Source organism: Anabaena sp. AL93, from assembly GCF_001672085.1.
Taxonomy (GTDB): Bacteria; Cyanobacteriota; Cyanobacteriia; order Cyanobacteriales; family Nostocaceae; genus Dolichospermum; species Dolichospermum heterosporum.
The window spans coordinates 14,371-35,470 of the sequence record NZ_LJOU01000067.1 but is presented as its reverse complement, the minus strand read 5'-3'; the positions used below and the strand labels follow the sequence as shown (position 1 = coordinate 35,470).

The window sequence follows — 21,100 nt, the reverse complement described above, 5'->3', positions numbered from 1 at the left end:
CCCCCTACTCCCCCTACTCCCTGCTCTCCTACCTCCTAACTCCTGACTCCTGACTTCTGACTTCTGCTGTATCTATTTTTTCTTGACTTGTATATGTGAGTCTAATTGCTTCTAAGGCTAGACGTAAATCGTCTTTACTCCGAAAACCTTCTAGTCTTTGTCTAACTATACCTTTTTCTATCAACAGTAAGGTTGGTAATGATTTCAGTCTATAAGTATTTGATAGCTTGAAATTTTGATCAGCGTTAACTCCCACCAATTTAAGTTCATCACCACACTGAGTCTGAAATTGTGATAACAGTGGGTGAATGAGGCGGCAAAGCCCACACCAGGGAGCTTCAAAATTCACCAAAACGGGTACAGGGGATTCTAAAACTTCTTGAGTAAATGTCCGTTCATTAACCGACAACACCATGATGCCTCTTGTGATTATAAGGTTTTTATATCAAAAGTTGATTGTCAGCAGGAGCAAATCGGTATAAATTACCAATTTGAATTTTAAATTTTCTAGCAACAGACAAGGCGGAGGATATCAATTGTTCGTGTCAACGCACCGTAGCTATTGATTAAATTCAGCCGACAACAGGGTTTTACTCCTAAATCGGTGATTCCTGACTCCTGACCCCTGCTATTAAGGATTTTGATGTTTCCTGCTGACAAAAAAGCCACTGTGTATACCGCGCTGGCTGTTCTACATTTCAAATCCTGATTACAACTGCTTGGGAAAAATTTGACAATGGTGACAGTGCGGGTTATTGCAGTCTCTACATTGCTACTTAATGCCTGTTTCCAGTCTGGTAGATGGCTATTGTTTGTTTACGAGTATAAGGTCCACTGAAACCTGGTGGATAAATTCTTTTTCTGATCCCATTGGGAAAAAGTTTAATGATATATGTTTGAGTTTATCGTACATTGTTTTGGTAGCAAGTGATCAGGACAAAGTTTCGTTAAATTTATATGTTTTGTTGATCTTGGGGATCACACCAAACTACCATATTATCCTACTTGTTGCCACTAATAACAAGGGGTGAGACCACCATAATAGACCTGTGAAAATGGCAACCCCTAAATAAGCAGGGCGGAGAAATTCCTGCCAGTGCAAGGATTGACGACCATCAATAATCGCTTGAAAGGGGATAATGGAAGTTCGCTGTTTGACAACTTCAAAGGCTTCTCCATAACGTTGACTTAAACGGCGATCGCCATGCCATACTCCAAATAGATGATGTAGTATCAACCCAATGGAGGTGACAAGGGTAAAACTAGTACCTAGCCACAGGGTATGGGCTACACACCAAATAACTTGTCCCACCATTTGCGGATGACGGGTAATACGGATAATTCCTGTTTCATAAAGATGAACTTGGGGCTTTTGAATGGCAGCAATTTCTAGTAGATTGAAGGTAGCAGGATATAAAAATAAAAAGGATATAGCTGATAGTACCCAGACTAATGTTCTTACACCTGTTATGCCCTGTACTTGCCAAAGTTGCTGTCCATCATAACGGTGATTAAAAAAGTAAACAATTAAGATCACAGCCAAAGGGAGGCTAATTAATGCAAAGATAATGCGATAAAGTCTTGGTCCAATGTATTTTTCTGCCCAAGGACGTAAAGCTGCCCCTCCGCTGTGAGCGATCGCAAAAACTAATTGTAACCCTAGTATGACAAAATGACTGGAGGTAAACCAATGATTGGGCATCATATATACAACTCAATTCAAAATTCAAATCAGCTAGTACCGCAAAGCAAAGTCAAAATTCACGGTTCTTCAAATGTTAACAATGCCATAAATCATGCTTAGTGACCAAACTATTCATTTCGATTTATTTTTAAAGTTACTCATGCACCCCAGTTTGTGGGTTAAGCCTTATGTCTGACCTTCCTTTTACCTTAGATCAGTTACGTATTCTCAAAGCGATCGCCCAAGAGGGGAGTTTCAAACGGGCGGCTGATAGCCTTTACGTCTCCCAACCCGCTGTCAGTTTGCAAGTTCAAAACCTGGAACGGCAACTGGATGTCCCTCTATTTGATCGAGGTGGTCGTCGCGCTCAATTAACTGAAGCTGGGCATTTACTCCTCAACTACGGAGACAAAATCCTCAGCTTGTGTCAGGAAACCTGCCGCGCGATTGAAGACCTCCAAAATCTTCAAGGGGGTACATTAATTGTAGGCGCATCTCAAACCACCGGCACTTATCTTCTGCCGAAAATGATCGGTTTATTTCGACAAAAATATCCAGAAGTAGCTGTGCAATTGCACGTCCATTCAACCCGACGCACCGCTTGGAGTGTATCTAATGGTCAGGTTGATCTGGCGATTATTGGCGGAGAAATTCCCACGGAATTAGGGGAATCTTTAAAAACTGTTCCCTATGCTGAAGATGAATTGGCGCTCATCTTACCTACCTCCCATCCCTTTGCTAAATTAGAAACCATCCAAAAAGAAGACCTATATAAACTACAATTCATTGCTCTTGACTCCCAATCAACTATCCGCAAAGTCATTGATCAGGTTTTAGCCCGTTGTGATATTGACACCAGACGGTTTAAGTTTGAGATGGAACTAAATTCCATAGAAGCTATTAAAAACGCTGTCCAGTCAGGCTTAGGTGCTGCCTTTGTTTCTACATCAGCGATCGCTAAAGAATTACAAATGGGTGTCCTTCACCGCACCCCTATCGAAGGAGTTGTGGTGAAGCGCACACTCTGGCTGATATTTAACCCCAACCGCTATAGATCAAAAGCCGCCGAAGCATTTAGCAAGGAAATATTACCTCAGTTTGCTAACCCTGGCTGGACTGAGGATATGTTACAATTGTCACAAATGAATTCTGTGGTAAATAGTACATTAGATGTAGCAACACCTAGCTCTTCTGATGCCAGTTAAACATCTTGTCACTGGTCAAAAGTCATTAGTTAACGGCAAATTGCTAATGACCAGTCACTCATCTGACTACTGACTAATGAATAATATGGAAGTCTACTATACTTCCACTGTCAACGTCCCCTGTTCCCTGTTCCCTGTTCCCTATTACCTGTTCCCTGTTACCTGTTCCCTGTTCCCTATTACCTATTCCCTGTTCCCTATTACCTATTACCTATTACCTATTACCTATTCCCTGTTCCCTATTACCTATTCCCTGTTCCCTATTACCTATTACCTATTACCTATTCCCTGTTCCCTGTTCCCTGTTCCCTGTTCCCTGTTCCCTGTTCCCTGTTCCCTGTTCCCTGTTCCCTATTCTTGAGACAAACGCTTTATCTCCGCACTTCCTAATATATCCTGGGCTTTAGCTAACATCTGGGGAATTTTTTCAGATTGGGGACTATTAACAAGACATTCTCTTAAATCTAATTCACCTAACTTATCAGCCCGATTACCAGGAAACCAATGATTAGCCTGTCCTAAGAGATTGTAACGCATTTTCCCATAGTCAATCATGTCATAAGCCAAAGTCAAATTTAACAGCCACAAAATCACCCGCATATTTACTTCTCCTGGCGTTTCTTCCCAAGTTGGTAGATTAGTTTCCCAGGTTTTTACCCAATCTTCTCCTAAAATATTGACCGCTTCCGATTCCAATCTAGAAATAATTGGTGGTAAAATTTCTGCCGCATTATCTAACAATGCCAAAGTCTTTAAATGCTCATCAAAATCAGTTGGTTTTGCTGCACCTATACTCAAAGTATGCACTTGAGGACGACTCAAACAAAATAAATCATTAAACACCATTGGACTCAAAGGCGCACACAAATCAACTAATTTTTTGGCAGGTTGATATAATAACCCGCCTTTATTAGAAGGGCTAATAATAAATACACCCATATCTAATTTATTTGCAGCTTCAATAGCAGCCCAATTCCATTGATTAATATAGTACCAATGCAAATTTACATAATCAAATTGATTACTATTAATTGCTTGCAAAATTATCTCTATGGGAGCATGAGTAGAAAAACCAATAAATTTAATTTTACCCTCAGACTGTAACTGTCTTGCTACTTCTAAACAACCACCTTCACGAATACTATAATCCCAAATTTCTGCATTATTAATCCCATGTAACCCAAATAAATCAACATAATCTAACTGAAGGTAAGCCAAAGATTTTTCAAACGTTTTGCGAAATTCTTGAGCATCTGCAACAGGAGAAACTTTTGTTTGGACTATTAATTTTTCACGGGGAAACTGAGGCAGGATTTTTCCCAACTGCATTTCTGATGTTCCATAACCCCGTGCAGTTTCAATATGATTAATTCCCAATTCTACAGAACGACGAATTACAGCTTCTAAATTCTCTTGATTATCTGTAGGAATTTCCTCTGGTGTGACATCCTGCCATTTATATTGATAGCGCATTCCCCCGCAGGAGAAAACGGGCATTTGTAATTCTGTCCGACCAAAACGTTTGTATAGCATCTGTGAATTTTTGAACTAAGTAGGTGAACACAATAAAACCAAAGTGTGTAAAGAAAAGTAAAATCGCCCAAAGCTTCTTCACTCTTGCATGATTGCCTCTTGCCTCTTGCCTTCCCATAACGACAATTTTTAATGCCAACCTACTTATCTATCAACTAAGAATTAGGTGAGAATCTGCGTTAGTGCTGATTGCAAATTCGGATATTGATACTCAAAACCCGACTCTAAAGTGCGTTTGGGTAAAACCTTTTGTCCTTCCAAAACTACCTTTGCCCCGTCTCCTAATATAGCTTCTATGGCGAATCCTGGCACAGGCAACCAAGAGGGACGATTCATGACGTTACCCATAGTTGTACTTAAATCATTCATGCGAACTGGTTGAGGGGCAGTGGCATTATACACTCCCTCCATTGTTGGTTTAGTTAAAGCTTGGATAATTAAACCGACGATATCATCTAAATGAATCCAGGAAAACCACTGTTGACCACTGCCAATGGGTCCACCAGCAAAGAGTTTAAAGGGGGTAATCATTTTCCCCAAAGCACCACCATTACCCAAAACAATCCCAAAGCGTAAAATTACTAACCGCACATTGGTATCTTTTACCTTGGTAGCTTCCTGTTCCCATTCTTGACAGACTTGAGCGAGAAAGTCGTTACCAGAGGCACTATCTTCATTAAAACTGGCAGTTTCACTGGTTCCGTAGTAACCAATAGCCGAAGTATTGACTAGGACAATGGGGCGAGGATTAGCTTTAGCTATAGCTTCGACAATTTTTTGTGTTCCTAGTTTGCGAGTGTTGAGAATTTCCTGCTTGCGTTCTGGTGTCCAACGTCCCTCAGCAATGGGTTCTCCTGCTAAATTAACTACGCCGTCACAACCAGCTATAGCATCTTGCCAAGTGCCGGATACACTAGGAGTATAGGCGATAATTTCTAAATTAGGAAATGCTGGGGAGGGAAAAACCTTTTGAGCAAAGGTAGGGTTGCGAGTTAATACCAAAATTCTATGACCTTCCGTGTGTAGTCTTTCTACCAACCGACTACCTACAAATCCTGTTGCACCACTAATTGCTATTTTCATTGATATTTCGTGTTGTTTATTATCTACTGAGGAATGAGAATTAAATCAAGATTCTATTATTGCGGAGGTTATGAGTGGGAATTTTTTGCCCATTGATTATTAAACCATTAGAACTGGGTTTTCCTTTGGCATCACCATCTACAATTCGATAATAATATCGTTGACTATTGGGGCGTGGTAATCTTACTAATGTGGCATGATAACGAGAAACAAACTGGGAGAATAGACGGATATTACAATCTCGATCTCTACCAATAGAATAAACGGGGTCTTCCAAAAAAAATTTTTTGCGTCCTTGGTGATCTTCAATAATCAGTAGATGGTTTTCATTGTTTGCTGCTTCTGTTGCCATGATAGGTATACTAAACACGGGTGAGATTTAAACTTTTACTCTTTTCTCTCCTTATTACGATACAAGGGGTTTAGCACTGCTCATAGGTGTCAACTTAGGGAACACCAAAAAATAAATTACCCAATTTTGTGGGATGGGCATACTTCGACCCTTCGACAGGCTCAGGGCATCGCAAGCTCAGCACAAGTCCTGCCCGTCCTTGATGATTAGCAGGCAAGATGGCTGCGCCACAATAAATTTTTGGGTATTTTTTTAATTGGAAGTCCCTTAAGAGACTTCCAAGAAATAAATTATCCTAAGAAACGAACCACAGAGGCACAGAGTACACAGAGAGAGAATTTCTGCATCAGTTTTGGGACATTTTTTTATTTGGAAGTCTCTAACGTAAAACCTCTATCCCGCAAAGAACTCAAGTCATCTCATTCCCAGTCAGAGACTGGGAATGAATTCTAGAAGGCTCTGCCTTCAATAATATTAGAGGCAGAGCCTCATCAACTGCATTCCTAGTCAGAGACTAGGAACTAGATGTGGTAGGGATTTGAGCTTAAGTTGACACCTATGAAGCTCTTGCTTTACCCCTGCGTTTAGAATCAAACAATCGAGCCGTTTTAAGTATAGGATAATTACCTAAACTTTGATCAGTCATTCTCAATTGCCAAAGGTTCTACACTGTGTTGGTGTTGACCGGGAATTTTAGATTTTAGATTAAAAGAATTTGGTACAAGACCCGTCCTTGAGGACAGAAAAATCCTCAATCCCAAATCGAGTGACTTTTAACTTTCACTTTGCGCTGCTAGGGAACAAACCTCCTTAATAAAATTGAGTTGGTAACAACACTGACGGAGCTAAAAGCCATTAATGCTGCTGCACTGGCAGGTCCTAGAACGAAACCATAGACAGGTAGTAATACTCCAGCAGCGAGGGGAATACCTATTGTATTATAGGCAAAAGCCCAAAATAAATTCTGACGGATAGTATTAAAAGTGGCTCGACTTAGCTGAATCGCCTTGACAACATCGGTCAGGGAATTTCTCATTAAGATAATTTCAGCCGTTTCCATAGCGACATCGGTTCCAGAATGTAGGGCGATACCGACATCTGCCTGTGATAAGGCTGGCGCGTCATTGATGCCATCTCCTACCATAGCAACAAATGTGTTGATCTTCCCACATTGAAGAGATTGAATGGTGGCGGCTTTTTGGGCTGGGGGGATACCTGCCATGATGTCGGTGTTGGCGATTCCTAGTTGTTTAGCGATCGCCTGGGCTGCTTCTAATCTATCACCACTAAGGAGCATCACGCGCAAACCCATTTGTCGGAGTTTATCTACTGCGGTTTTCGCATCTGGTCTGAGGGTATCACTAACGGCAATTAATCCGCTTAAAGTCCCATCTACAGCTACACCAATTACGGTTTTTCCTTCTGTGGCTAGTCTTTGTCTCTGTTTTTCTGCTGTTTCATTAATATTGATTTGGTGGTAATTAAACCATTCCCAGTTACCTAAAAGAACTTTTTTTCCCTCGACGACAGCGGATACGCCCATACCTGGTTCGGTATGGAAGTCTACAGCATGGGGGATGATTAACTCTCTGGCTTTGGCTTCTTGCTGAATAGCTGTAGCTAGGGGGTGATAAGTACCACTTTCTACGGCTGCGGCTAGTTGAATGAGAGATGATGGTAAAGTTGATTTGGCAATAACTAGACAATCAGTGACAGTGGGTTTACCTGTGGTGAGAGTTCCGGTTTTATCAAAAACTACCGTGTCTAGTTTGTGGACTTTTTCTAAAACGTCGCCACCTTTGATTAATAGTCCCCGTTCTGCACCCATTCCTGTTCCTACTAAAATCGCTGTCGGGGTAGCTAATCCTAAAGCACAGGGACAAGCAACTACCATCACAGCGATCGCTAATTTTAAACTAATTAATAGGGAAGAATATTGAGTGTGCGGTAATAAATGTTGGGGATTATGTCCCATATTGTGAGCCATTGCCATCGCCCCGGACATGGTAACATCTGGCCAGAGGTGAGTTCCCAGCAAATACCAAAATACGAAGGTTAAACCAGCCGCTGTTAAGACACCATAAGTAAAATATCCAGCCACCGTATCAGCTAATTTTTGGACTGGGGCTTTGCGAGTTTGGGCGGCTTCTACTAAAGCCACAATTTGGGCTAAAATTGTATCATCACCAGTGCGGGTAGCTTGAATAGCGATCGCTCCTGATTGATTTAAAGTTCCCCCAGTCACAGTATCTCCCGGTTGCTTCATCACAGGTACTACTTCCCCTGTCAGCATGGATTCATCTATGGTAGTTTGTCCAAAACGCACCTCACCATCTACCGGAATTTTATCCCCTGGTAACACCTGCAACCATTCACCCACACGCACCTGTTCCGCCGGAATTTCCATAATATTTGCCCCAGCAATCAATTTTTCCGGTTCTGGGTTAATAATTAACCGGGCTGTTTGGGGGGCTAAAGCCAACAATTGGCGAAACGCTTTAGCAGCACGTCCTCTAGCCTGTTTTTCCAAAGTCCTCCCCAAAAGAATAAAACCCAACATCATCACAGGTTCATCAAAAAAGCATTCCCAACCCATTTGGGGAAACAATAACGCTACCAAACTTGCAGTATAGGCTGTTAACGTTCCCAAACCAATGAGAGTATTCATATTCGGCGCACCCCGTCGCCAACCTAGCCAACCTTCCACTAAAATTGGTCTACCAGGAATAATAATAGCGATCGTCGCCAATCCACAATGAAACCAGATATCATTTAAAAAGGGAAAAATAACAGATCCAATATTACCAAAATGACCAATTCCCGATAGTAGCAGTAATAGACCAGCAATTCCTAACTGTCTAACTGTCCCCTGCATTTCCTGGCGTTGTCTTGCTTCCACAGCGGATTGCAGATTATCACCAGCACTTTTACCCGTCCGTAATTGGCTAGGAAATCCTGTAGCCGTTAATCCTTGAACTAACGCCTCTACATCTACAGTACCAACTTCTGCCTCTACGACTGCAACTTCCGTTGCGAGATTAACACAAACGCTTTTAACCCCTGAATGCTGAATAAGCTGTTTTTCTACTGCATTCACGCATCCAGCACACTTCATCCCCCCAACATCTAAAATAATTTTCTCTGAGTTAAGTATTTTTGTGGGGGGGACAGATTCTCTAAGTATTTCAGATTTTGGGATCAGTTGCATGGCTAGTTTTGAGGTTCGCTTTTGTTAGTTTAACGCTTAATAACCAGCGTCTCTACTTTGAGGTTAAGGGAAATCTGCCACTTTCACCAAGTGAACAATATTAAGTTTCCGTTTAAAACCCCAACTCCCCAAAATCATCTAAGTAGGTTGGCGTTGAAAATTGTCGTTATGGCAAGGCAAGAGGCAAGAGGCAAGAGTGAAGAGGGTTTAGGCGATTTTACATTTCTTTACACAGTTTGGTTTTATTGTGTTCACCTACTTAAATCCGGCGTTGCTGATAGCCTGCGTGGCGTAGCCATATTGAGGTATGAAATTCCCAAATTGAACCTTTAAAAATCTTACCTTTGCGTCTACTCTATACGAGATCACGAAGCGTGATTGCGTCTTTGCGTGAGACTAAATCATCTAAATCACAAAAATCATAGTTTAATTTTAGCTGTGTAAATTACAGCAGTTAATTGTACTGGTAACATCAAAATTAGGCTTTTACAGAAATAATTAATTTCCCAGTCTGATACTATACTAAAATATCCCGTACTCATTATTAGCAAGACTAACAAGTGCATCTGTTTATATTTGAGCAACTGCATATTAAGTAGGTGAACACAATAAAACCAAACTGTGTAAAGAAACGTAAAATCGCCCAAACCCTTTTCACTCTTCCCTCTTGCCTCTTGCCTTTTGCCTTGCCATAACGACAATTTTCAACGCCAACCTACTTAATTTGACATGACAAACTTTCTAAAACCAAGCTTGCTTATTCACAAAATAGGTATTAACAAATTCTTCATGAGATTTATTTAAGTAAATCATAGCTTCAATCAAACCAACAAGCTGCATAACTATTAATGTAAATCCATAGGTAAAAGAACCACCGATTATAGAAACTGCTAACATAATAAAACCTTCTAAAGTATAACCAAGAATGAATTTATGTAGCCCAAATCCACCAAAAATAATTCCAGCATAACCAGCTAACAGTTGTTTCATAGTGTGAGATGGGTTAATATTAGTCATATTGAGATATAAGTAAGTAGGTGAACACAATAAAACCAAACTGTGTAAAGAAACGTAAAATCGCTGAAAACTTCTTTACTATTGCCTCTTGCCTCTTGCCTCTTGCCTTGCTATAACGACAATTTTCAACATCAACCTACTTACTCCTTGGTAATTAGTAATTGGTAATTAGTGATTAGTCATATTTATTTACTGGTAATCCTATATATGATTTAAATAATGATAAGATACTCATGAAAAGCCATCATCAAAATACTAAATTTTTCGATCAGACATAGCAAATTTGCAGAGAAATATTGTGCTTAATATTCACCAAATTTCAGGTAATAATTAACCTCAAAATCAGTAAATATCCAACATATCCAACACTATGGATTTTTCTACATATCTATTATTGTGAAATCCGGAAGATTTTTTTGAGAAGTAAGTAGGCAGGCAAATAAATTTTCCTATCCAAAATCTATTTTTTTGGCTAAAGGTAATTTTTTACTCCTTTTTTATGAATCAATTTCCGTAATCACCGTTTGTGACAGTCAAGGGTGCGGAATGTGGGTTACAAATGCTGACTTTAGAACATCGCGGGGCAATTGTTAAGGATAAGATAAGTAGGTTGGCGTTGAAAATTGTCGTTATGGCAAGGCAAAAGGCAAGAGGCAAGAGGCAAGAGTGAAGAGGGTTTGGGCGATTTTACGTTTCTTTACACAGTTTGGTTTTATTGTGTTCACCTACTTAGCTTAAAACCGCCTCAGAATAAATTCTGAGTCTAATAGCAAAAGTCGTCTCAAGACGACTAGAATAATCACGCCTTAATTTAAATAAACAATCCTGGAGAAACATTAAAAAATTCTCCTAATGCTTTTGCTTGAGCCTTACTAATTGCTCTTTTCCTATTCACAACCTCAGAAACCACACCTTTAGAACCAATAACTCCTACCAAATCAGATTGTTTAATTCCCCTAGCATTCATTAAATGTTCTAACATGGCATGGGGAGATGATGGTTCAATAGGGTAGTGTTTATTTTTATTTGAAAATGCAAATCTTACTTGATCAATATGTTCTCATTTAGAGAACGGTTTATCAATAGAAGTTAGGAATTAACGAAAAAGCCACTTAAAGTATAAGTGACTTTTCATAATTTGAAATTAAATTCCCATCACTTTCATTGAAAACAGAGAATTATTCATTAATAGAATGGGGAATACCCAAAACTGCACAAGGGAAATTTTTACCGAGTGTTGTAATCATGGGATGATTACTAGATTGGCAGCCTAAAAAGAGAATATCTGCACTTTCTAATTGCACAACCTTCTTTAGTTCTTTAGCAATGTTGCCAAATCGCAAATGAGATTTAAACGAACCTTGCCATTCTTCGGCTAGAGTTTTGGCTTGCCAAATAATTCTGTCTGCTTCCTTAATAGAAGTCCTAGATTCTCTTTCCAATTGCGGTAAAATTGCTGTTCCTTTGGGTTGATTTAATCGCAACGTGGCTGGCTTTGATGTATTGCTGAATTGGGATTCTAATTGAGCTTTATTATTGGCAACATTGAATATATCAACAGACTGGCAATTGAAGTTTTCTTCTACTACATAAACGGCTTGAACTGTAATTTGAGAGTTAGTAGCTAAACTCGTTTGGTGAGCAATCCAACAAGCGATATCTAGGGCTGTGTGACTTTCAGGTGAACCATTATATCCCACGATAAAATTGGCTGATTTTGCCTGAGAAACTCTTTTAGAAAATGATTTTTGAGTTTCTGGTAGTAATACCATTTGTTCAATTAGGTCATCACGACCGATAGCACTTTGTAATCGTGCTAACATTGGCTTAATTTTCACAGTTTTAACTTCTCTCCCTTGAAACGATTAATCAATGAGAAGCGGGGGATGACAATTTTAAATTTCAGATTTATCTCAAATCCAAAATCTAAAATTTATTTAAGGAAGCCCCAATCATAACTGAATATTACAGCCAAGATTTTGGAAGTTCCTTCCATTGCCGACGGAGTTAGCTGACGGGCTAAGACTGGAAGGTGTCTCTCGTAAGATTAGCCCCAAATACTTGGTTCCTCCGTTTCAAATTCAGCTTTGATGAATTTGAATTAGGCTACCCACTAAAAATATATTAATACTATTACACTAGGTTTAAATAAAGTCAAGGTTAAGAATATTGAGGATATGGTTGTAGTCAGGAGCTTAATTACTAATTTTTCCTATTTTTACTAATATTTAATGATTTAAACTATTTTAATATTGCCAGAATTAAAAAAGTTGGAATTTAGCTATAATTCGTGATTTAATTATGTTTAAGGGCTATTTTTCAAGATTTAAAAAAAATGAATTAAGTAGGTGAACACAATAAAACCAAACTGTGTAAAGAAACGTAAAATCGCCCAAACCCTCTTCACTCTTGCCTCTTGCCTCTTGCCTTTTGCCTTGCCATAACGACAATTTTCAACGCCAACCTACTTAATTGAAACAGGAGATTCTTAACAGCCTTGTAGTAGATCAAGCAGGTAATAGGTAATAGAGAACAAGTAAGAATTTTACCAATTACCCATTACCCATTACCTATTATTAAGCAGTTACCTTTTCACTTTCTAAACGAGCCAATCTTTCGGCCAATAGTTTTTCCAAAGAAATCAAAGCCTTGGTAAAACCATCAATACCTTCTGCAAGTTTATCAGAAGCCATGCGATCGCCATTGTGCATTTGATCAAAAGTAGCTTTATCAACAGAGATTTTGGCAATTGATAACCCTGCTGCCTTGGCAGGATCAAGTTTGCGGGGTAATTCAGCAACAGTGTTTTGCAATTCTGTCAACAACCCTGGAGAAATAGTCAGCAAATCGCAACCAGCCAATTCTGTAATTTCACCAATATTGCGGAAACTAGCGCCCATTACCTCGGTTTTATAACCAAACTTTTTATAGTAGTTATAAATGCTAGTTACAGATAATACACCTGGATCTTCCGCTGCGGGATAGCTATCCCGACCAGTATCTTTCTTGTACCAGTCAAGAATCCGACCAACGAAAGGAGAAATTAAAGTGATACCAGCTTCCGCACAGGCGATCGCTTGGTGCAGACCAAATAGTAAAGTTAAGTTACAGTGAATACCTTCTTTTTCCAAAATTTCCCCAGCTTTGATACCTTCCCAAGTGGAGGCAATTTTAATCAAAACCCGCTCTTTAGAAATACCAGCGGCTTTATACTGAGCGATTAAATCCCGGGCTTTAGCTACAGTAGCATCAGTATCATAAGATAATCGAGCATCTACTTCTGTAGACACCCGACCGGGAATAATTTGCAAAATCTTTAATCCAAAAGATACCGCTAAACGGTCAAAAGCCAGGGATACCACCTGTGCTTGACTAGCGGCAGTGCCAGCATCTTTTTTAGCTTTGAGTAAAGTTTGATCAACAATATCCTGATATTCCGCCATTTGTGCCGCAGCAGTAATCAGTGAAGGATTGGTAGTAGCATCTTGAGGTTTAAACTGTTCAATTGATTGGATATCTCCCGTATCCGCTACCACAACGGTTACTGCCCGTAGTGCTTCTAGTAAGTTCTTAGGCATAACATACTCCAATGTCAGTGGTCAGTAGTCAGTGGTCAGTAGTCAGTGGTTAGGGGTCAGTGGTTAGGGGTTAGGGAACAAGAATTTTCCCAATTACCAATCACCTACCCATTACCAACTACCCATTTTAAATGCGTCATGCCGTAATTGGCTGTCCAATAGAATGCACTTTAATTAAACTTGTTGTTCCAGATTGACCAATTGGGACACCAGAGGTAATCACCACCTTGTCTCCTTCCTGAACTAAACCACTATCTACAACGGTGTTTACCACATTCACAAACATTTCTTCGGCGGTGTGAACAGGTTGAATCAGTAGGGGTTCTACACCCCAAGATAAAGCTAATTGACGGTAAGCTGTACAGTCAGAAGTCAGCGCAATAATTGGTGTGCTGGGACGATATTTAGAAACGAGTTTGGCTGTACTTCCTGATGTAGTATTACAGAGAATCGCCTTCGCACCAATTTCATAGGCAATGCGACAAACCGATTGAGATACTGATTCTGTGACAGAGAGACTACCAGCTTCGGGAATCCAAGAATGTCTATTTCCCTCTTGCAGTGCTGTTTCTGTTTGTAAGGCGATATTGTGCATGATTTGGACAGCCGCAATCGGATAGTCACCCATTGCCGTTTCTCCAGACAACATAACTGCATCTGTGCCATCGAAAATCGAGTTAGCAACGTCCGTGGCTTCAGCGCGGGTTGGGTCAGGGGCGCTAATCATGGACTCTAACATTTGAGTAGCTGTAATCACGGGTTTACCAGCTTGATTACAACGACGAGCAATGTCTTTTTGAATTAAGGGGACGTTATATATTGGTACTTCGACCCCTAAATCCCCACGAGCAATCATAATACCGTCAGCGGCTGCAATGATAGCATCTAGCTGTTCCACAGCTTCTGCCCGTTCAATTTTAGCAATCAGGCGAATCTTTGAGCCAGCACCTTCAATCATGCGGCGTGCAGGTTCGAGGTCTTGGGGCGATCGCACAAAGGAAACCGCCACCCAGTCTACACCTAATTGTATCCCAAATCGCAAATCCATTAAATCCTTTTCCGTAATCGAACTTACGGGTAAAGGAGTAGCGGGTAAATTCACACCTTTATGAGAAGAAATCAAACCGCCAATATTCACCTGAGCGCGAATTCTATCAGCGTCACGACTGGTAACAGTTAATTTCACCCGACCATCATTAATTAAAATGGGTTCACCACATCGCATCATAGCGAATAGGGTGGGTAGAGGTAAGGGTAACTCGTCAATACTTTCACCCTTCTCCTGTAAAAGAAAAGTCACCTCCTTACCAGCCTCTAACATTAACCCTTCCGGTGGTAATTTCCCTAACCGAATCTTTGGCCCACATAAATCCTGCATAATTGCAATTGGCTTGTGTAAATCCTTGCTAATCTGCCGCAGATGATGAAAAACTTGGGCGTGAGCCTCATAAGCGCCATGAGAAAAATTCAACCGCGCCATATTCATTCCCGCCCTTACCAAAGCTTCTAACTTCTCAGGTGAAGATGTAGCCGGTCCTATAGTACAAACAATTTTAGTGCGACGCATAAGTATGTAAGGAGTAACGTTAAGGTAGCACACTCCGTTAAGCCCTGGAAGAGGCAGGGGAGCAGAGAGCAGGGGGAGAAGAATATTAATCTTGCTCTTACCTCTTGCGGTTCTCACTGTCACCTGTCACCTGTCACCTGTCACCTGTCACCTGTCACCTGTCACCTAAATCAATCCTTCTTTTTTGGCCATTGACAACATCAAATCAACGACGCGGTTAGAGTAACCCCATTCGTTGTCATACCAGGAGACAATTTTGAAGAAATTAGCATTCAGTTCAATTCCTGCACCCGCGTCGAAGATGCTGGAGTGGGAATCACCTTGAAAATCTGTAGATACTACTTCTTCATCGGTGTAACCTAACACACCTGATAAATTACCTTCCGCAGCTTTTTTCATGGCTGCACAGATTTCTTTGTAAGAAGTGGCTTTGGTGGTTTTGAAAGTCAAGTCAACCACCGAGACATCAGGAGTGGGAACTCTCAAAGCCATACCAGTTAACTTACCTTTCAATTCTGGTAATACCAAAGCCACCGCTTTAGCCGCCCCTGTAGCGGAGGGAATTATATTTTGACCCGCACCTCGTCCACCGCGCCAATCTTTGCGACTGGGACCATCTACCGTGGGCTGAGTGGCTGTTGTGGCGTGAACTGTGGTCATTAACCCTTCGGCTAAACCGAAGTTATCATTAATGACTTTAGCAATGGGGGCTAAACAATTTGTAGTACAACTTGCATTGGAAACAATCAAATCTTTAGCGGGGTCAAATAGGTGATGATTTACACCCATGACCATTGTTTTTACCTTTTCCGGTTCTTTTGTCGGTGCAGAAATTACAACCCGCTTTGCACCTGCTTTGAGGTGATTTTCCGCCCCAGCGTAATCTGTGAACAGTCCTGTAGATTCAACAACATAATCTACTCCCAATTTACCCCAAGGTAGTTCTGCGGGATTTCGCATAGATACACAAGGAATAAAATGACCATCAATAACTATACCGTCTTCTCTAGCTTCAACTTTGCTTTTCAATCTCCCGTGTGTGGAGTCGTACTTGAGAAGATAAGCCAGGTTATCGGGGGGAACTAAATCATTAATTCCCACAAATTCAATATTGGGATTAGTAAGACCGGCACGTAACACAAGTCTACCAATTCGACCGAATCCATTAATACCAATTTTCAACTTCGTCAAAATTAAACCTCCTGTGTTGGGAATTTCAGCAAAGGTTAACTGGCCCGGTTAATTCTAGTCTGACTTAGCTGATTCTTACAGTCACAAAAGGCATAAAGTTAATTTAACTGGCATATTTTAAGGTTTAGTCATTGTTCATTGATTACTTGTGATCATTGGCTACTCAGTTTAAATATTTATGTATTTGTATCAATATCTCACCTTTTACCTAATTTCCAATCTTCACCACCGGGTAACTGTATTAACAGTTCAGCAATAGTTTTTGGTAACTCTTTCACAGAATGTAAATGAGTCAATTCCAAAAATTTCCTAGCGATAGAAATTACCTCGTTTCTATTGACCATTTCTGCTAATTGAAATTCATTATAAGTCCCGTTCAATACTTCTAAACTAGCATCAGCTATGGCTAATTCAATTTCATCTTCTAACCAACTATTCCATTCATCTTGGTTGATATAATAGGATTTTTTATTTTCTTTGAGATTAATATCTTGAATTTCTATCAATGAATTGCGAATAGAAGCAACCCAAGAATTTGTTAATCTTTTCTCGATTTGATTTTTAATCAGATGAATTAACAACACTTTCAAAAAAGATTTAATTTGTCGTAATATGGCTTTTTTACTCATCCCCTCTAATTCATCAATAATAGCCAAAGCGTCGCTGTAACGTTGTTCTAAAATACTATTTCTGAGGTCTATTAATTCTTGAGTCATATTAATTACCTTTTCCCTAATTTCCAATCTTCACCACCGGGTAACTGAATTAGCATTTCAGCAATAGTTTTTGGTAACTCCTTTACAGAATATAAATGAGTCAATTCCAAAAATTTTCTAGCGATAGAGATTACCTCATTTCTATTGACAATTTCCGCTAATTGAAATTCATTATAAATCCCGTTCAATACTTCTAAACTAGCATCAGCTATTGCTAGTTCAATTTCATCTTCTAACCAACTACCCCATTCACTTTGATTGATATAATAGGATTTTTTATTTTCTTTGAGATTTATTTTTTTAATTTCTATCAATGAATTACGAATAGAAGCAACCCAAGAGTTAGTTAATCGGGTTTCTATTTGGTTTTTAACTAAATGAATTAACAAAATTCTCAAAAATGCTTGAATATTCCGTAAAATCGCCTGTTTACTCATCCCCTCTAATTCATCAACAATAGCCAAAGCGTCGGTATAACGTTGTTCTAAAATACTATTTCTGAGGTCTATTAATTCCTGTGTCATATTGATTACCTTTTCCCTAACTTCCAATCTTCACCACCAGTTAAATTACCTAAATAATCATCAATAATATCTGGCAATTCTCTAATTTGATAATTATAGGTCAAGTTAATTAACTCAGTTGCAGTTAATATTAATTGTGGTTTATTTAACATTTGAGAAATTTGTTGTCTTTGAAATTTTCCATTCATTATTTCTAAACTTGCAGGACGAATTGCTAACTCTATAGCATCTTCTAAGATTTCTACCCATTCATCAATATTCAGATAGTAAGATTTTTTATTATCTTTTAAATTCAATTTCTTAATTTCTAAAATTGAACTTTCAATTGATGCAGCCCAAGAATTAGTTAACCGCTGTTCCACTTGATTTTTAATCAAATGAATCATCAATCTCAACAAAAATGATTCAATATTTCGTAAAATTGCTTGTTTACTCATCCCCTCTAATTCATCAACAATAGCCAAAGCGTCGGTGTAACGTTGTTCTACAATACTATTTCTGAGGTCTATTAATTCCTGTGTCATATTGATTACCTTTTCCCTAATTGCCAATCTTCACCACCAGTTAAATTACCTAAGTAATTATCAATAACATCTGGCAATTCTCTCATTTGATAATTATAAGTCAAGTTAATTAACTCAGTTGCAGTTAATATTAATTGTGGTTTATTTAACATTTGGGAAAGTTGCTGACGCTTAAATTTTCCATTCAACACTTCTAAACTAGCGTCAGCTATGGCTAATTCAATTTCATCTTCTAACCAACTATCCCATTCATTTTGATTGATATAATAGGATTTTTTATTTTCTTTGAGATTTATTTTTTTAATTTCTATCAATGAATTGCGAATAGAAGCAACCCAAGAATTAGTTAATCGGGCTTCTATTTGGTTTTTAATCAAATGAATTAACAAAATTCTCAAAAATGCTTGAATATTTCGTAAAATAGCTTGTTTACTCATCCCCTCTAATTCATCAACAATAGCTAAAGCATCGGTATAACGTTGTTCTACAATACTATTTCTGAGGTCTATTAATTCCTGTGTCATATTGATTACCTCAACTTGAAAATTTACTAAATAAATTTCTACTTCTAGTATAAACTAGCATTAAGCAATTTTTTGATAGACAACATTAATTTTAGGTTGAGATTTATCTTTCTGTTGATTTGTTACCATTATTTCTACATTTTGACCTAAAATGATTAAAATTTATGAATTTAGATGAATTGGATTGCATCTCAATACGATGTTAGGTATAATATGATCTAACTAATTTGGTATCAAAATATGACTAGCATTATGTCGGATACGCAATGGCAAAAAGAAATTACATCCTTGAAGAAAGATTTAAATAGTGAAATCAGTAAAATAGAACGTGCTTCAGAAATTACTATACCTCAGTATATTTGCATTAATAACCTAAAATCAAAGCTAGAACGCTTGGAAAAAATCGAAAGGATTCTTAGTATAGATAAATACAACATTGTTTTTATCGGTACTATTGGGAAAGGAAAGACTACAGCTATTTGTCATCTTTTTAACTTAATAAGTGAATTTAACGTTTCCAAGACGATGAGTAATGGAAAGACTAAAAATGTAATCGAAACTAAAGAATTATTATCAACAGGTTCAGGTAAAACCACTATATGTGAAGTAATTCTCAAAGCATCTGAAAAAACTTACATAGAAATAGAGCCTTATACAGTTGCAGAAATGGAAAATCTAATTTATGAATTCTGTGACTCTATTGCGAGTAAAGATAATATTCACTCAGAAGAAAAAATAATTATTTCTGAGGAAATTCAGAGAGCTATTAGAAATGTTACAGAACTAAAAATAAATAACAGAACTGTTTATGAGGGAGATAAAAAGACAATTATTAGAAATGATAAAGCTAAAGAATTATTCGAGCAATCTAAAGAAGAATTAAATGAAGAACTAAGATTAGAAATGCTTAAAAAAACCGCACTAGATAATGCAAATCTTGAATCTAGAACTACGACTTTAATTGAATTTGATCATCAAAATAATGAGCAAGCATGGATAAAAGATACCTTCCATGCTATCAATAATGTGGAGTTAAAGGAATTTGCTATTCCAAGAAAAATATATCTTTATGTGAGTAATAATGTTTTATCAGGCTCTAATTTATATCAGTTTAATTCAGTTGTTGATACTAAAGGAATTGATGAAAATCCAATTCGTAAAGACTTGCAGAAATATATTGAAAATCAGGATACTATCTGTCTTTTTGTAACACCTTTCACTGATGCTCCTGACGCTAGTATTCGTAAATTAATAGCGTATCACCTGGCATCGAAATCTAAGGATTTTCATCATAGATTTGTAACTTTAGTCTTACCTCGCAAAAATGAACCACAAAAAGTACATGGAGCAGATGATAATTGGGATATAGGAGTTCAAATCAGAAAAGAAGAAATTCAAACAACATTCAAGCATCTGAACTTAGATTTTTTTCTAGAAAATATTTTGTTCTATGATTCCTTAAGATACTATCGTGATGACATAGTTAAGCTACATGAAATTTTCGATGAAGAAGATGTACAGGCAGATAAAAACCAATTTATCAAGGATATAGCAGGTGTTATAGAACGCAGACGAAATATTTTATTAGATGAAATCAAAGACATTCAAGCAAGCTTTGTGAGAATAAAAAATGGTGATGCTTTAACAGAAACAGAAATCAACGCAATTGAAAATGCCATTCAGAAAATAAAAGATATCAGAGATTTGAGTAAAAGAGTTCCTGCTTTTGTGTATGAAGATTTTATTAATGAATATATTGGATATTATCGTACAACGTATAAAGCATGGAATACAAAACACGCTATCCATAGAAATTACGGCTATTATGAGCCAAGGGATATAGACATATATTATGATGCCAAGGTTGTTGCTGAGGGAATAGATGAGAATGCAATGCTGAAAAAATTTACTAAAGAAGTAAAACAGGAATTAGAAGATATTCTGAATAATCTTATATCAGCAAATGAATCTTTAAAGACTTTTATCCCTGAATTAATCAACCAGTTTTATATGTTATATTATAAAGATTTTATAAATGAAGTAGGGACAGAAATGGAAGCAGAATTTAACAGTAAACTATCACCGCAAAATGAAGATTCTCCTTTTTGGAATTCTCTAATTACTCAGAAAGGTAGGCCAACAGGGAAGGGAGAAACATATACAGGTAATGTATGTTTGCTATTTACGCGAGAGCTAGAAAAAGAAACAGACTTAAATGCAGTATTAAAGAGTAAAACAGAATATCATTGGGAGAAATTGATTATTAAAATCCTAGAATTTTTTGGACAGAAATAGATAATTTCTTAATTGCAGAGTTAATAAACAGTTTAGGACGCAATATAATTATAATTGTGTCCTTGAAAAAATTATCCACTATTAGTTACTACCAAACAA

Annotated in this window: 16 protein-coding genes, 2 pseudogenes and 1 riboswitch; of the genes and pseudogenes, 2 read left to right on the top strand and 16 right to left on the bottom strand. The window is 38.1% G+C overall.

Annotated features, from left to right (window positions below; translation table 11 throughout):
• Positions 1-28: 28 nt before the first annotated feature.
• Together AN486_RS17465 and AN486_RS17460 are read right to left on the bottom strand one after the other, a co-directional pair.
• Positions 29-415 (bottom strand): thioredoxin domain-containing protein, encoded by a 387-nt coding sequence (locus tag AN486_RS17465; RefSeq protein WP_053539729.1) that lies wholly within the window; start codon positions 413-415, stop codon positions 29-31.
• 573 nt (positions 416-988) lie between these two features.
• Entirely contained in the window at positions 989-1,705 is a 717-nt protein-coding gene (locus tag AN486_RS17460; RefSeq protein WP_199924263.1) for an NnrU family protein, read from the bottom strand.
• A gap of 167 nt (positions 1,706-1,872) precedes the next feature.
• Between AN486_RS17460 and AN486_RS17455 the strand changes: the two genes are divergently transcribed.
• Positions 1,873-2,889 (top strand): LysR family transcriptional regulator, encoded by a 1,017-nt coding sequence (locus tag AN486_RS17455; RefSeq protein ID WP_168637262.1) that lies wholly within the window; start codon positions 1,873-1,875, stop codon positions 2,887-2,889.
• 351 nt (positions 2,890-3,240) lie between these two features.
• Here AN486_RS17455 and AN486_RS17450 read toward each other — a convergent pair whose 3' ends face one another.
• The 14 genes and pseudogenes from AN486_RS17450 to AN486_RS17385 all read right to left on the bottom strand — a co-directional run bounded on the left by AN486_RS17450 (position 3,241) and on the right by AN486_RS17385 (position 18,706).
• Entirely contained in the window at positions 3,241-4,422 is a 1,182-nt protein-coding gene (locus AN486_RS17450) for an aldo/keto reductase (protein WP_053539726.1), read from the bottom strand.
• A 162-nt stretch (positions 4,423-4,584) separates the two neighbouring features.
• Positions 4,585-5,505: a TIGR01777 family oxidoreductase gene (locus AN486_RS17445; protein WP_039199417.1), complete on the bottom strand. Its 921-nt coding sequence runs from the start codon at positions 5,503-5,505 to the stop codon at positions 4,585-4,587.
• Between the two features lie 58 nt (positions 5,506-5,563).
• Positions 5,564-5,857 (bottom strand): annotated as a pseudogene (locus AN486_RS17440) (FHA domain-containing protein); the annotation flags it as partial.
• 793 nt (positions 5,858-6,650) lie between these two features.
• Positions 6,651-9,065 (bottom strand): cation-translocating P-type ATPase, encoded by a 2,415-nt coding sequence (locus AN486_RS17435; protein ID WP_290601806.1) that lies wholly within the window; start codon positions 9,063-9,065, stop codon positions 6,651-6,653.
• Between the two features lie 741 nt (positions 9,066-9,806).
• Entirely contained in the window at positions 9,807-10,082 is a 276-nt protein-coding gene (locus AN486_RS17430) for an NINE protein (RefSeq protein ID WP_053539721.1), read from the bottom strand.
• An 811-nt stretch (positions 10,083-10,893) separates the two neighbouring features.
• Positions 10,894-11,106 (bottom strand): annotated as a pseudogene (locus AN486_RS17425) (type II toxin-antitoxin system HigA family antitoxin); the annotation flags it as partial.
• Positions 11,107-11,260: 154 nt separating this feature from the next.
• Positions 11,261-11,920 (bottom strand): universal stress protein, encoded by a 660-nt coding sequence (locus tag AN486_RS17420; protein WP_306459834.1) that lies wholly within the window; start codon positions 11,918-11,920, stop codon positions 11,261-11,263.
• 146 nt (positions 11,921-12,066) lie between these two features.
• Positions 12,067-12,179: riboswitch (cyclic di-AMP (ydaO/yuaA leader) on the bottom strand.
• A gap of 479 nt (positions 12,180-12,658) precedes the next feature.
• Positions 12,659-13,660 carry a transaldolase gene (locus tag AN486_RS17415; RefSeq protein ID WP_053539720.1) on the bottom strand — a complete coding sequence of 334 codons (1,002 nt, stop codon included), beginning with the start codon at positions 13,658-13,660 and terminating at the stop codon, positions 12,659-12,661.
• Between the two features lie 136 nt (positions 13,661-13,796).
• Entirely contained in the window at positions 13,797-15,227 is a 1,431-nt protein-coding gene (gene pyk, locus AN486_RS17410; protein ID WP_053539719.1) for a pyruvate kinase, read from the bottom strand.
• 165 nt (positions 15,228-15,392) lie between these two features.
• Positions 15,393-16,418, bottom strand: coding sequence for a type I glyceraldehyde-3-phosphate dehydrogenase (gene gap / locus AN486_RS17405; RefSeq protein ID WP_053539718.1), 1,026 nt, complete (start codon positions 16,416-16,418; stop codon positions 15,393-15,395).
• A 197-nt stretch (positions 16,419-16,615) separates the two neighbouring features.
• Positions 16,616-17,134 (bottom strand): DUF29 family protein, encoded by a 519-nt coding sequence (locus AN486_RS17400; protein WP_053539717.1) that lies wholly within the window; start codon positions 17,132-17,134, stop codon positions 16,616-16,618.
• 5 nt (positions 17,135-17,139) lie between these two features.
• A complete protein-coding gene (locus AN486_RS17395; RefSeq protein WP_039199433.1) occupies positions 17,140-17,658 on the bottom strand; it encodes a DUF29 family protein in 519 nt (172 codons plus the stop codon).
• 5 nt (positions 17,659-17,663) lie between these two features.
• Entirely contained in the window at positions 17,664-18,182 is a 519-nt protein-coding gene (locus AN486_RS17390) for a DUF29 family protein (RefSeq protein WP_290601800.1), read from the bottom strand.
• A gap of 5 nt (positions 18,183-18,187) precedes the next feature.
• Positions 18,188-18,706, bottom strand: a complete 519-nt coding sequence (locus tag AN486_RS17385; RefSeq protein WP_290601798.1) for a DUF29 family protein — start codon at positions 18,704-18,706, stop codon at positions 18,188-18,190.
• 240 nt (positions 18,707-18,946) lie between these two features.
• Here AN486_RS17385 and AN486_RS17380 point away from each other — a divergent pair, with 240 nt between their 5' ends.
• The gene (locus AN486_RS17380) at positions 18,947-21,001 is read left to right on the top strand and encodes a hypothetical protein (protein WP_168637269.1); all 2,055 of its coding nucleotides are present in this window, start codon (positions 18,947-18,949) and stop codon (positions 20,999-21,001) included.
• Positions 21,002-21,100 lie beyond the last annotated feature (99 nt).